Source organism: Diaphorobacter sp. JS3051, assembly GCF_015832135.1.
In the GTDB taxonomy this organism is placed as follows: Bacteria; Pseudomonadota; Gammaproteobacteria; order Burkholderiales; family Burkholderiaceae_C; genus Diaphorobacter; species Diaphorobacter nitroreducens.
Genome location: NZ_CP065406.1, coordinates 2,257,981 through 2,271,456, shown reverse-complemented (window position 1 = coordinate 2,271,456; position 13,476 = coordinate 2,257,981). Strand labels below are relative to the sequence as shown.

The 13,476-nt window shown below is 67.2% G+C and carries 12 protein-coding genes; 11 read left to right on the top strand and 1 reads right to left on the bottom strand.

The window, feature by feature from the left end; all coding sequences use genetic code 11:
- Positions 1 to 17: 17 nt before the first annotated feature.
- From I3K84_RS10850 to I3K84_RS10800, 11 genes are all read left to right on the top strand, one after another.
- Complete coding sequence (locus I3K84_RS10850; RefSeq protein ID WP_196994493.1) at positions 18 to 1,463, top strand: NarK family nitrate/nitrite MFS transporter; 1,446 nt, start codon at positions 18 to 20, stop codon at positions 1,461 to 1,463.
- A gap of 36 nt (positions 1,464 to 1,499) precedes the next feature.
- Positions 1,500 to 5,300 carry a nitrate reductase subunit alpha gene (locus I3K84_RS10845; RefSeq protein ID WP_196994492.1) on the top strand — a complete coding sequence of 1,267 codons (3,801 nt, stop codon included), beginning with the start codon at positions 1,500 to 1,502 and terminating at the stop codon, positions 5,298 to 5,300.
- Between the two features lie 18 nt (positions 5,301 to 5,318).
- Complete coding sequence (gene narH / locus I3K84_RS10840; RefSeq protein ID WP_196994491.1) at positions 5,319 to 6,842, top strand: nitrate reductase subunit beta; 1,524 nt, start codon at positions 5,319 to 5,321, stop codon at positions 6,840 to 6,842.
- A gap of 19 nt (positions 6,843 to 6,861) precedes the next feature.
- Entirely contained in the window at positions 6,862 to 7,560 is a 699-nt protein-coding gene (gene narJ, locus I3K84_RS10835; RefSeq protein WP_011803898.1) for a nitrate reductase molybdenum cofactor assembly chaperone, read from the top strand.
- Positions 7,557 to 8,291: a respiratory nitrate reductase subunit gamma gene (gene narI / locus I3K84_RS10830; protein WP_011803899.1), complete on the top strand. Its 735-nt coding sequence runs from the start codon at positions 7,557 to 7,559 to the stop codon at positions 8,289 to 8,291. Before narJ ends, narI begins: the two co-directional genes overlap by 4 nt.
- Positions 8,292 to 8,381: 90 nt before the next feature.
- Entirely contained in the window at positions 8,382 to 9,218 is an 837-nt protein-coding gene (locus I3K84_RS10825; RefSeq protein WP_172205677.1) for a peptidylprolyl isomerase, read from the top strand.
- Between the two features lie 21 nt (positions 9,219 to 9,239).
- Positions 9,240 to 9,917, top strand: a complete 678-nt coding sequence (locus tag I3K84_RS10820; RefSeq protein ID WP_011803901.1) for a carbonic anhydrase — start codon at positions 9,240 to 9,242, stop codon at positions 9,915 to 9,917.
- Between the two features lie 36 nt (positions 9,918 to 9,953).
- Positions 9,954 to 11,288, top strand: coding sequence for an NnrS family protein (locus tag I3K84_RS10815; RefSeq protein WP_196994490.1), 1,335 nt, complete (start codon positions 9,954 to 9,956; stop codon positions 11,286 to 11,288).
- A gap of 5 nt (positions 11,289 to 11,293) precedes the next feature.
- The gene (locus I3K84_RS10810) at positions 11,294 to 11,956 is read left to right on the top strand and encodes a nitroreductase family protein (RefSeq protein ID WP_011803903.1); all 663 of its coding nucleotides are present in this window, start codon (positions 11,294 to 11,296) and stop codon (positions 11,954 to 11,956) included.
- Positions 11,957 to 12,382 carry a hypothetical protein gene (locus tag I3K84_RS10805; protein ID WP_011803904.1) on the top strand — a complete coding sequence of 142 codons (426 nt, stop codon included), beginning with the start codon at positions 11,957 to 11,959 and terminating at the stop codon, positions 12,380 to 12,382.
- A 4-nt stretch (positions 12,383 to 12,386) separates the two neighbouring features.
- Positions 12,387 to 12,932 (top strand): hemerythrin domain-containing protein, encoded by a 546-nt coding sequence (locus I3K84_RS10800; protein ID WP_103738173.1) that lies wholly within the window; start codon positions 12,387 to 12,389, stop codon positions 12,930 to 12,932.
- 234 nt (positions 12,933 to 13,166) lie between these two features.
- On the opposite strand, the gene I3K84_RS10795 is transcribed toward I3K84_RS10800, so the two are convergent.
- Entirely contained in the window at positions 13,167 to 13,457 is a 291-nt protein-coding gene (locus I3K84_RS10795) for a DUF3567 domain-containing protein (RefSeq protein WP_011803906.1), read from the bottom strand.
- Between the last annotated feature and the right edge of the window lie 19 nt (positions 13,458 to 13,476).

Sequence of the window (13,476 nt, the reverse complement as noted above, 5' to 3'; positions counted from 1 at the left end):
CCCACCGGAAATCCCACATGTCCACCAACACCGTTTCGCAAGGCAGCGGCCGCAAAGGCCGGGTGCTCACGCTCTGGACCCCCGAGGACAAGTCCTTCTGGGCGCGAGAGGGCGAGGCTGTCGCCAAGATCAATCTCTGGATCTCGGTGCCCGCACTGTTCCTGGCCTTCGCCATCTGGCAGGTCTGGAGTGTGGTCGCCGTGAACTTGCCGGCGCTGGGTTTCAAGTATTCGACCAACCAGCTGTTCTGGCTGGCTGCCGCCCCGGCGTTGTCCGGCGCCACGCTGCGTATCTTCTATTCCTTCATGGTGCCCATCTTCGGCGGCCGCCGCTGGACTGCGCTGTCCACCGCGTCGCTGCTGATCCCCGCCATCGGCATCGGCTATGCGGTGCAGGACAACACCACCAGCTACCCCACCATGCTTTTGTTGGCGCTGCTGTGCGGCCTGGGCGGCGGCAACTTCAGCTCCAGCATGGCCAACATCAGCTTCTTCTTCCCGAAGGAGCGCAAGGGTTCCGCGCTGGGTGTGAACGCCGGCCTGGGCAACCTGGGGGTGTCGGTGGTGCAGTTCCTGAGCCCGCTGGTCATTACGGCAGGCATCTTCGGTATCTTTGGCGGGGAGCCCCAGACCATCGTGAAGAATGGCCAGGAGCAGATGGTGTGGGCGCAGAACGCCGCCTTCATCTGGGTGCCCTGGATCGCACTGGCCGCGGTGGCGGCGTGGTTCGGCATGAACGACATTGCCGATGCGCGTGCCAGCTTCGCCGCGCAGGCGGCCATCTTCAAGCGCAAGCACAACTGGATCATGTGCGTGCTGTACCTGGGCACCTTCGGTTCGTTCATCGGATTTGCCGCAGGCTTTCCGCTGCTGATCAAGGCGCTCTTCCCTGAAGTCAACCCCCTGGCCTACGCCTGGCTGGGTCCGCTGGTGGGCGCCGTGGTGCGTCCGCTCGGTGGCTGGTTGGCCGACAAGGTGGGCGGTGCCCGGGTCACGGTCTGGAACTTCCTCGTCATGGCGCTGGCCGTGGTGGGTGTTCTGTTTTTCCTGCCCAAGGGCTCGGGCGGTTTTGCGCTGCCCTTTGGCCCGGCTGAAGGCAGCTTCACGGGCTTTTTCCTGATGTTCCTGGTGCTCTTCTTCACCACCGGCATCGGCAACGGCTCCACCTTCCGCATGATCCCCGTGATATTTCTGACCCAGAAGCTGCGCGAGTTGCGCACCGATGACGAAGCATCGCGCGCCCAAGCCATCAAGGATGGCAACACCGAAGGCGCGGCCGCGGTGGGCTTCGCCGGAGCGCTGGGCGCCTACGGGGGCTTTTTCATTCCCAAGAGCTATGGCAGCTCCATCGCCGCGACGGGCGGTCCCGAATTCGCGCTGTGGATGTTTGCCGTTTTCTATGTTCTCTGCATCATCATCACTTGGTGGTACTACTCTCGCAAGCATGCAGAGATGCCCTGCTGAGCCACGCCACTACAACGATTTCCAAGGAGTCCCACGATGAGCCATTTCCTAGACCGCCTCTCGTACTTTGCGCAGCCGCGCGAAACCTTCTCGCAGGGCCACGGCCAGACCAACGGCGAAGACCGTACATGGGAAGACGCCTATCGCGACCGCTGGGCGCATGACAAGATCGTGCGATCCACCCACGGTGTGAACTGCACGGGCAGTTGCTCGTGGAAGATCTACGTCAAGGGCGGCATCGTCACGTGGGAAACACAGCAGACCGACTACCCGCGCACGCGTCCCGATCTGCCCAACCATGAGCCGCGCGGCTGCGCACGCGGCGCCAGCTACAGCTGGTACCTGTACAGCGCCAATCGCGTGAAATACCCCATGGTGCGTGGCCGCCTGCTCAAGCACTGGCGCGCCGCACTGGCCATCGCCAAGAGCCCTGTGGACGCTTGGGCCGCCATCGTCGAGAACGACAGCGCGCGCCGCGAATGGCAGAAGCAGCGCGGCCTGGGCGGCTTTGTGCGCAGCACCTGGGACGAGGTTAACCAGATGATTGCTGCGGCCAACGTCTACACCATCAAGAAGCACGGGCCGGACCGCATCATTGGTTTTTCGCCGATTCCGGCCATGTCGATGATCTCGTACGCCGCGGGCAGCCGTTACCTGAACCTGATCGGCGGCGTGCCGATGAGCTTTTACGACTGGTACTGTGACCTGCCGCCGTCCAGCCCGCAGGTGTGGGGCGAGCAGACAGACGTGCCCGAGTCGGCCGACTGGTACAACTCCAACTACATCATTGCCTGGGGCTCCAACGTGCCCCAGACGCGCACGCCGGATGCGCACTTTTTTACCGAGGTGCGCTACAAGGGCGCCAAGGTCGTGGCCGTGACGCCCGACTACTCCGAGGTGGCCAAGCTGGCCGACCTGTGGCTGCACCCCAAGCAGGGTACCGACGCCGCCGTGGCCATGGCCATGGGGCATGTGATCCTGAAAGAGTTCTACTTTGACAAGCGCTCCGCGTACTTTGATGACTACGCGCGCCGCTACACCGACTTGCCGCTGCTGGTGGTGCTGCAAGAAAAGCAGCTGCCCGACGGCCGCACGGTGATGGTGCCGGGCCGCTACGTGCGCGCCAGCGACTTTGCCGACAAGCTGGGCCAGAGCAACCACCCCGACTGGAAGACCGTGGCCTACGATGTGGACGGCCGGGTGGCGCTGCCCAACGGCTCCATCGGCTTTCGCTGGGGCAAGGACGGGCGCGACGACAAGGGCCTGTGGAACCTGGAGTCCAAAGAGGCGCGCACCGGCAACGACGTCAAGCTCAAGCTGTCGGTGCTGGAGGACGGCGCGCAGGCGCATGACGTGACGGACGTTGCCTTTCCGTACTTTGGCGGTATCGACACGCCCAACTTCCAGTCCAACGACCAGGGCGGCGACGTCATCGTGCGCCGCGTGCCCATCACCCACCTGGACCTGCAGGGCGAGGGCGTATCCGGCCGCGTGGCCGTGGCCACGGTGTTTGACCTGCAGGCAGCCAACTACGGCGTTCTGCGCGGCCTGCCGGGCGAAGAAAAAGACGGCGGCGAGGAGGGTGGATATAACGCCAACGCGCCCTACACCCCGGCCTGGCAAGAGCGCATCACCGGCGTGCCGCGCGACCAGGTGATCGCCATTGCGCGCCAGTTTGCCGACAACGCCGACAAGACCCATGGCAAGTCCATGGTGATCATCGGCGCGGCCATGAACCACTGGTACCACTGCGACATGAACTACCGCGGCATCATCAACATGCTGATGATGTGCGGCTGTATCGGCCAAAGCGGCGGCGGCTGGTCGCACTACGTGGGCCAGGAAAAGCTGCGCCCGCAGACCGGCTGGACGGCGCTGGCCTTTGCGCTGGACTGGATTCGCCCGCCGCGCCAGCAAAACTCCACCAGCTTCTTCTATGCCCACACCGACCAGTGGCGCTACGAAAAGCTGGGCGTCGAAGAAGTGCTCTCGCCTTTGGCAGACCCCAAGGACTACCAGGGCTCGATGATCGACTTCAACGTGCGCTCCGAGCGCATGGGCTGGTTGCCCAGCGCGCCGCAGCTGCAGACCAACCCGCTGCAGGTGGTACGTGACGCACAGGCCAAGGGCGTGGATCCCAAGGACTATGTGGTGCAGTCGCTCAAGAACGGCTCGCTCACCATGAGCTGCGAAGACCCCGACAACCCCATGAACTGGCCGCGCAACATGTTCGTGTGGCGCTCCAACATCCTGGGCAGCTCGGGCAAGGGGCATGAGTACTTCCTCAAGCACCTGCTGGGCACCACCCACGGCGTGCAGGGCAAGGACCTCGGCAAGGACGAGGCTAAGCCGCAGGAGGTCAAGTGGCACGCCAATGCGCCCGAGGGCAAGCTGGACTTGCTGGTCACGCTGGACTTCCGCATGAGCACCACCTGCCTGTACAGCGACATCGTGCTGCCCACGGCCACCTGGTACGAGAAGAACGACCTCAACACCAGTGACATGCATCCCTTCATCCACCCGTTGTCGGCTGCTGTCGATCCGGCATGGCAGTCGCGCAGCGACTGGGAGATCTACAAGGGCTTCGCCAAGGCCTTCAGCGAAGTCTGCGTGGGCCACCTGGGCGTGGAAAAAGAAGTGGTGCTGACACCCATCATGCACGACACCCCGGCCGAGCTGGCCCAGCCCTACGGCGTAAAAGACTGGAAGCGCGGCGAGTGCGACCTGATCCCCGGCGTCACCGCGCCGCAGGTGACAGTGGTCGAGCGCGACTACCCCAACACCTACAAGCGCTTCACGGCCTTAGGTCCCCTGATGGACAAGGTGGGCAACGGCGGCAAGGGCATTGCCTGGAACACCGAGACCGAAGTGGCGCAGTTGGGCGACCTCAACGGCCGCGTGCGCGAGGAAGGCGTCACGCAGGGCCGTCCGCGCATCGTGAGCGATATTGACGCCACCGAAGTGGTGATGATGCTCGCCCCCGAGACCAACGGCCACGTGGCCTGCAAGGCCTGGGAGGCCCTGGGCAAGCAGACCGGACGCGAACACGTGCACCTGGCGCTGCACCGCGAGGACGAGAAGATCCGTTTCCGCGACATCCAGGCGCAGCCGCGCAAGATCATCAGCTCGCCCACATGGAGCGGGCTGGAGAGCGAGAAGGTCAGCTACAACGCCGGCTACACCAACGTGCATGAGCTGATCCCATGGCGCACCCTCACCGGTCGCCAGCAGTTCTACCAGGACCACCCCTGGATGCGCGACTTCGGCGAGGGCTTCGTGAGCTACCGTCCGCCGGTGCACCTGAAGGCACTGCACGAGGTCGAGGGCAAGATGCCCAACGGCAATCCCGAGATCGCGCTGAACTTCATCACGCCGCACCAGAAGTGGGGCATCCACAGCACGTACAGCGACAACCTGCACATGCTGACGCTCAACCGCGGCGGCCCGGTGATCTGGCTCAGCGAGGACGACGCCAAGCGCGGCGGCATCGTGGACAACGACTGGGTGGAGCTGTTCAACGCCAACGGCGCCATTGCGGCACGTGCGGTGGTCAGCCAGCGCGTGAACCCGGGCATGGTGCTCATGTACCACGCGCAGGAAAAGATCATCAACACCCCGGGCTCGGAGATCACGGGCACGCGCGGCGGCATCCACAACTCCGTCACGCGCGTGGTGCTGAAGCCCACGCACATGATCGGCGGGTACGCGCAGTACAGCTACGGCTTCAACTATTACGGGACCATCGGCACCAACCGCGACGAGTTCGTGCTGGTGCGCAAGATGCGCCGCGTCGACTGGATGGACGACGAGGCATCCACCAGCGCCGCCCACGCCTGAGCGACAAGGAGAGACACGATGAAAATTCGCGCACAAATCGGCATGGTGCTGAACCTGGACAAGTGCATCGGCTGCCATACCTGCTCGGTCACTTGCAAGAACGTGTGGACCAGCCGCCCTGGCATGGAATACGCGTGGTTCAACAACGTCGAGACCAAACCCGGCATCGGTTACCCCAAGGAATGGGAAAACCAGGACAAGTGGAACGGTGGCTGGGTGCGCAACCCGGACGGCTCCATCGCCCCCCGCCAGGGCGGCAAGTGGAAGCTGCTGATGCGCATCTTCGCCAACCCCAACCTGCCGCAGATCGACGACTACTACGAGCCCTTCACCTTCGACTACGACCACCTGCAGTCGGCCCCCGAGATGAAGGCCGCGCCCACGGCGCGCCCGCGCAGCCTGATCACGGGCCAGCGCATGGAGAAGATCGAGTGGGGCCCGAACTGGGAAGAAATCCTGGGCGGCGAGTTCTCCAAGCGCAGCGCCGACGTGAACTTCGAGCAGGTCCAGAAGGACATGTACGGCCAGTTCGAGAACACCTTCATGATGTACCTGCCGCGCCTGTGCGAGCACTGCCTGAACCCGGCGTGCGTGGCATCGTGCCCCTCGGGCTCGATCTACAAGCGCGAGGAAGACGGCATCGTGCTGATCGACCAGGACAAGTGCCGCGGCTGGCGCATGTGCGTCTCGGGCTGCCCCTACAAGAAGATCTACTACAACTGGCAGACCGGCAAGGCCGAGAAGTGCATCTTCTGCTACCCGCGCATCGAGGCGGGCCAGCCCACGGTGTGCTCCGAGACCTGCGTGGGCCGCATCCGCTACCTGGGCGTGCTGCTGTATGACGCCGACCGCATCCAGGAAGCCGCCAGCGTGGAGCGCGACCGCGACCTGTACGAGGCGCAGCTGGACATCTTCCTGGACCCCAACGACCCGGACGTGATCCGCCAGGCCAAAGCCGACGGCATCTCCGACGCCTGGCTGGAAGCCGCCAAGAACAGCCCCGTCTACAAGATGGCCGTGGACTGGAAGATCGCACTGCCGCTGCACCCCGAGTACCGCACACTGCCCATGGTGTGGTACGTGCCGCCGCTGTCGCCCATCACCTCGGCGGCCAACGCCGGCCACCTGGGCGTGAATGGCGAGATTCCCGACGTGTCGCAGCTGCGCATCCCCGTGCAGTACCTGGCCAACCTGCTCACCGCCGGCGACACCGGCCCTGTGGTGCTGGCGCTGGAGCGCATGCTGGCCATGCGCGCCTACCAGCGCGGCATGCATGTGGACCGTCAGCAGAACCTGGCCGTGCTGCAACAGGTGGGGCTCACGGTGCATGAAGTGGAAGACATGTACCAGGTCATGGCGATCGCCAACTACGAAGACCGCTTCGTCATCCCCTCGGCGCACCGCGAGTACGCCGAGAACGCATTCGACCTGCGCGGCGGCTGCGGCTTCTCGTTCGGCAACGGCTGCTCCGACGGCTCCACGGACGTGAGCATGTTCGGTGGCAAGAAGCGACGCACCATCCCCATCAAGGCCACGGTCTGAGGCGAAAGGAAGAATTGCCATGTTCCAGAAAACGCCTGAATCCCTGCGCCTGACGCTGCGTGCGCTGGCGCACCTGCTGGGCTATCCCGATGCCGCGCTGCGTGCGAATGCGCCGGCGCTGCTGGACGCGTTGCGGCTGGAGCGCGCCCTGCCCGAGGCGCGCATGCAGGAGATCGAAGCCCTGTGCCGCCAACTGTGTGCCATGGAGCCCTACGAGGCCGAGGCGCGCTACGTCGACACCTTCGACCGCGGCCGCCAGACCTCGCTGCACCTGTTCGAGCACGTGCACGGCGACTCGCGCGAGCGCGGCCCCGCGCTCATCGACCTGATGCAAACCTACGAGAAGGCCGGCCTGCAGTTCGACGCGCAGGAACTGCCCGACCATCTGGCGGTGGTGCTGGAATTCGCCTCCACCCAGCCGCCGGCGGTGGCGCGCGAATTCCTTGGCGAGATGGCGCACATCCTCAATGCGCTGTTCACCGCGCTGACCAGCAAGGGCAACCCCTACGCCTGCGTGATCGCGGCGGTGCTCGAAGTCGCCGGCCAGCGCGTGCAGGCCGTCGCCATCGCGCCCGAGCCGGGCCTGGACGACGCCTGGGCCGAGCCCGAGGCATTCGACGGCTGCGCCACCCGCGGCCAGAACCGCCCGGACCAGCCCCAACCCCTGCATTTCGTGCGCAACGCACGCGCCAACTCGTCCCAAGGAGCCTCGGTATGACCGCCTGGATCGACAACCTCTTGTTCGGCCTGTACCCCTACATCTGTCTGGCCGTTTTCTTCATCGGCAGCTGGGCGCGCTTCGACCGCGACCAGTACTCATGGAAGAGCGACTCCTCGCAGCTGCTGCGCCGCGGCAGCCTGCGCTGGGGCAGCAACCTGTTCCACGTGGGCGTGCTGGTCCTGTTCTTCGGCCACTTCGTGGGCATGCTCACGCCGCACGCGCTGTACGAGCCCTTCATGAGCGCAGGCGCCAAGCAGATCATGGCCATGGTCGTGGGCGGCGTGGCCGGCATCCTGGGCTTCATCGGCGTGACGCTGCTGCTGCACCGCCGCCTGACGGACGCGCGTATCCGCGCCACCTCCAAGACCAGCGACATCCTGCTGCTGTGGGTGCTGTGGGTGCAGTTGGCCCTGGGCCTGGCGACCATTCCGCTGTCGGCGCAGCACCTGGACGGCTCCATGATGATGCTGCTGGCCGAATGGGCGCAACGCATCGTCACCTTCCGCGGCGGCGCCGTGGAACTGTTGGCCAATGCCGGCTGGGTGTTCAAGGCGCACATGTTCCTGGGCATGACCGTGTTCCTGATCTTCCCGTTCACCCGCCTGGTGCACGTGTGGAGCGGGTTTGGCACACTGGCCTACATCACGCGCCCGTACCAACTGGTGCGCGCCCGCCGCATGAACCTGCCCGCAGGCCACAACCAGCCGGGCAATCGCAACGCGCTATGAAGTAAATAGCTGCCAGCGCTTGCTGGTAGCGGGCTGGAGGCCAATTTCTCTTAAATCGGCTTTCGGCCTCCCAGCCTCCAGGAGAACCCCATGAGCAACACCACCTGCGGATCGGGCGGCTGCGGCTGCGCCGGCAGCACCGACAACCTCCCACAGGAAGACGCCGCCCCGGTGGCCCGCATCAATGGCGTGCCTTTGCACGCCGACGGCGAGATCCTGCCGCCCGATGCACTGCGCCAGCGCGCCTGCACCGAGCTGCTGCGCCAGCAGGCGCAGCGCGAGGGGCTGTTGTCGCAAGACGACGCGCCGGGCCTGGACGGCGCCACCAGCGCCGAGGCATCGCAGGCCATCGAGCGCCTGCTCGACCAGGCCCTGCAAGTGCCCGAGCCCTCCGAGGAGGCCTGCCGCCGCTACCACGCCGCCCACCCGACGCTGGGCGGGCAGGGCGAGCGCGTGCGGATGCGCCACGTGCTGTTCGCGGTCACCCCGGGGGTGGATGTGAAGCTGCTGCGCCAGCGCGCCGAAGGCGTGTTGCTGGATCTGCGTTGCGCTGACGATGACGGCGCGCGCTTTGCCGCCGCGGCGGGCCAGTGGTCCAACTGCCCCAGCGGGCAGGAGGGCGGCGATCTGGGCTGGCTGTCGGCCGAGGACTGCGCGCCCGAGTTCGCGCGCGAGGTGTTCGGCACGCAGGAAGTGGGCGTGCTCTCGCGCCTGGTGCACAGCCGCTTCGGCCTGCACGTGGTCGAGGTGTGCGAGCGCCAGCCGGGCCAGGAGCTGCCCTTCGAGCAGGTGCGCGCCAGCGTGGCGCTCATGCTGCGCCAGCAGGCGTGGGTCAACGCGCTGCGCCAGTACCTGCAGCTGCTGGCGGGCGAGGCCGAGGTCGAGGGCGTGCACCTCGATGCGGCCGATACGCCGCTGGTGCAGTAGCGCCAGGCAGGGGAGACACCCATGCCTGACGACGAGCTGCTGCAACGGCTGCGCCGCTTCCATCTGGATGCCTTCCCCCAATACCGCGAGCAATTCCAGACGCTCGTGGACGAGGGGCAACACCCGACGACCCTGTTCATCGGGTGCTCGGATTCCCGTCTGCTGCCCTACCTGCTGACGGGGGCAGGACCGGGCGAGCTGTTCCTGGTGCGCAACGTGGGGGCCTTCGTACCGCCCTACGACGGCTCCTACGGCCACCACGGCACGGCCGCCGCCATCGAGTTCGCGGTGCTCGAACTGCATGTGAGCCGCATCGTCGTGTGCGGCCACAGCCACTGCGGCGCCATCAAGGCGCTGTATGGCGAGGTCTCGCCCGAGGCGCGCAACCTGCAGCGCTGGCTGGACCTGGGCCGCGAGGCCGCGCTGCCCGTGCAGCCCGGCCCCGAAGCCCTGCGCCGCACCGAGCAGCGCGCCGTGGTGCTGCAACTGGAACGCCTCATGGAGTACCCCATGGTGCGCCGCCGCGTTGAGGACGGCAGCATTGCGCTGCATGGCTGGCACTACGTGATCGAGGAGGGCGAGGTCCACGTGTTCGACGTGGCCACCGGCGGCTTCGTGGCGGCGTCCAAGGCCAAGAGCAGCGGCACGGGCCCGTATGCGCCGTATGTGGAACATGATGGGCAAGTGCTGGTGGACTGAGGTGCGCGCTGGCCACACTGGGCGAGGCCCACGCCCATGACTGAAGCGCGGCGCCGCACCGTGCCCCTGCGCAGCGAGCCCGCCGCGCCGGGCCGGCCCTCGGCCGAGGCGCTGGCGCGGCTGGACCGGCGCTGGCGGCCGCGCTACCTCATGCTGGCGCCGCACCGACTGGGGTTCTTCCTGGCGATGCTGCTGCTCATGGCCTCGGGCCTGTGGTGGGCTCTGGTGCAGATCGACCGCGTGAGCGGGGCGCTGGCATTGCCATACGGTGTGGCGCCGTCGCTGGTGCACGCGGCGGTGATGACGTTTGGCTTCATGCCGCTGTTTTTCGCCGGCTTTCTTTTCACCGCGGGACCGAAGTGGCTGCATGTCGAGCCCTGGCCGGTCTCCCGCGTCATGCCGCCCCTGCTGCTGCAGGCCGGCGGCTGGCTGGTGTGGCTCGCCGGCGGTTCCTGGGGGCTGTTGGCGGCGCTCGCCGGCTGCGCTGCCGCGTTCCTGGGATTGGCATGGATGACGGTGCTTTTCATCCGCCTGGTCCAGCGCAGCACGCTGCAGGACCGTTTGCATGCGCGCGCCATTGCCGCGGCCTGCCTGGTGGGCTGCGTGTGCATCGCGGCGCTGGGGCTGAGCCTGGCCGGCGGCCGTGGCGACCTGGCGCGTGCCTGGGTGCTGACCGGGCTGTGGGGGTTCGTGGCCGCGGTCTTCGTGGTGGTGGCGCACCGCATGATTCCTTTCTTCACCTCGGCCGTGCTGCCTATGGCGCAGGCATGGCGCCCTTTCTGGGTTCTGTGGCTGATGCTTGCCGCGGTGGTGGCCGAGGCGCTCGCCGTCTGGCTGCCGTGGCTTGGCTGGGCGCCCGCGCTCGACACGGCCGGGCTGCTGGTGCGTGGCGCGCTGGAGTTGTCGGTGGGGGCCGTGCTGCTGTGGCTGGCCTACCGCTGGGGCCTGCTGCAGAGCTTGGCGCAGCGCTTGCTGGCCATGCTGCACATCGGCTTCATCTGGCTGGGGCTGGCCTTCGTGGGCCACGGCCTAGCGCACGGGGCGCAGGGTCTCTACGGCAGCGCTGCCGGGGAATTGGGCGCGCTGCATGCGCTCACCATGGGGTGCCTGGGCTCGCTCATGCTCGCCATGGTCACGCGCGTGTCCTGCGGCCATGGCGGCCGCGCGCTGGTGGCGGATCGCCTGGTCTGGACGCTGTTCTGGGTGCTGCAACTGGCGACCGTGGTGCGGCTGGCGGCGAGCGCGCCATGGCCCTGGTCGCCCGTGCTGTTGGCCGTCGCGGCCCTGCTGTGGGCTGGCATCATGGCGGTGTGGGGCCTGCGCCTCATGGGCTGGTATGGCCGGCTGCGCGCCGATGGCCGGCCGGGGTGAATGCCATGGAACAGGAGAGACCGGTGCCTCCACAGGCCTTGAACAATGCAGCCGCCACGGCGGAACTGGCCGCCGCGCTGCTGCAGGCGCGCCAGACCATCCTGCCCAAGCGGCTGGGCGCGCCGGGGCCGGACGCCGCGCAGCTGCAGGCCATTTTGGCCGCGGCCGCGCATGCGCCGGACCATGGCTGTCTGCTGCCCTGGCGTTTTGTCTTGGTGCCCGACGCGGCCCGCGCGGCGCTGGGCCAGGCGTTTGCCGATGCGCTGCGCGAGCGCGACGCGCAGGCCACGCCCGAGCAGCAGGAGCAGGCGCGCGAGAAGGCCCTGCGCGCGCCCGTGCTGCTGCTGGTGGTGGTGGACGAATGCGGGGGCGATCCCGAGATCGCACCCAGTGAGCGGCTGGTGTCCGCGGGTTGCGCGGTGCAGAACCTGCTGCTCATGGCGACCGCGCTGGGTTTTGGCTCCGCGCTCACCAGCGGCAAGGCGCTGCAGTCGCAGGCGCTGCGCGGGCTGTTCGCGCTGGGCGAAGGCGAGCGCGCGCTGTGTTTCGTGAGCGTGGGAACGGTCGTGTCGCGCAAGCCCGTGCGCGCGCGGCCCGTGCCGGCGCAGTATGTGGGCACGCTGGTGCCCGGCCGGGGCGTGCAGCCTTGGCCGCAACAAGGGGAATGAATGCAAGTGAAAACCGAGATCAACAGTTTTGACGACCTGCTGCGCGCCGCGCGCAGCCACCGCGAGCGCCAGCGCCTGCTGTTCGTGTTTGCCGGTACAGAGCTGCCCGACGAGGCCACGCCGGAGCAGCGCGAGCGCTTCGCGCAGGGCGAGGGCGGGGTGCTGGTGCCGCTGATGTGCGTGGACAAGCTGCCCGAGGAGCTGGAGTCGTTCGACGCGCTGGTGCGCGAGTCGCAGCAGTTCGAGCAGCCGGGCCAGCCCTGGCGCCTGGTGTTCACCGCGGCGCTGTCGGGCACGGCGGCGCAGGCGCCGTCCGACGACGACGCCGACAAGGTGCTGCGCCGCATGGTGGAGGCCGTGAAAACGGGCGCTTTCAGCGCCTATCTGCCCTTCAACCGCGACGGCCAGCCCGTGCGGCTGGGCTGACGCCATGGCCAGCCGTGTGTCCCTGCCCGGTCTGCACACGCCAGGCGCGGGCTTTGACGAGCCGTTCGAGATGCTGGGCGCCTGCCATGACCGCGTACGCCGCTCGCTGGACCTGCTGCAGCGCCTGCGCGACTACCTCAAGACGCACGCCTGCGACGACTCCGCCCGCCAGGCGGCGCGCGACGTGCTGCGCTATTTCGACATCGCCGCCCCGCTGCACCACGAGGACGAGGAACTCCACGTCTTCCCGCCCCTGCTGGCCGGTGGCGACGCCGCGCTGAAGGACCTGGTGCGCCAGCTGCAGCGGGACCATGTGCTGATGGCCGAACGCTGGGCTGCCGCGCGCGTGGGGTTGCAGGCGCTGGCCGACGGGGCCGTGCAGGCGTTCACGCCGCAGCACGAGACGGCCTTGGACCGGTTTGCGCAGTGCTACGACGATCACCTGCGCCATGAAGACGACCGCATCTATCCCGCCGCGCGCGCGCTGCTGGACGACCCCGCACAGCAGTCCATGGGGCAGGAGATGGCGCGTCGCCGCGGCGTGCGTTGATTGCTATTGAAATATGAGCTGCTACCGCTTGATGGATAAGCGCTAGAGCCATTTTTCTTCTCAATCGGACGGGCGGCTGCGCGCCGCTGTTCGTCAGCGGGCGGCCCCCAAAAAAAAGGCGCCGTGGCCAAGGCCACGGCGCGCTGTGCCCCTCACGGGGCGGCGACCCGCCGGGGGCGACCCGCCCGGAGCGGACCGCAACGGGGGCCTGGCCCCCGAAACTCTGGTGCCGCGTCAGTGCACGATCACCGGGTTCTGCGCGAGCCCGACATAGCCATCCAGCGTGTCCTCCACTTCTTCCTGGGTGGGCGTGTTGCGCTGCCAGGCCAGGATCTGCTGCTGGAACATCTCGGCCCAGGAGCCATCCAGGTACACCTCCTTGCCGGAGCGCTTGTCCACGATCTCGAAGCCATGGCGCACCAGTTGTGGAACGGCGGGTGTGGCGGCGTCGCTGGCGCTGTCGGGGGTTGCGTCTGCCAGCATGTGGACCACCACAAAGGAGTCAGAGTCGTAGAGCATATTCATGGCGTGTCCCCCTATCGGT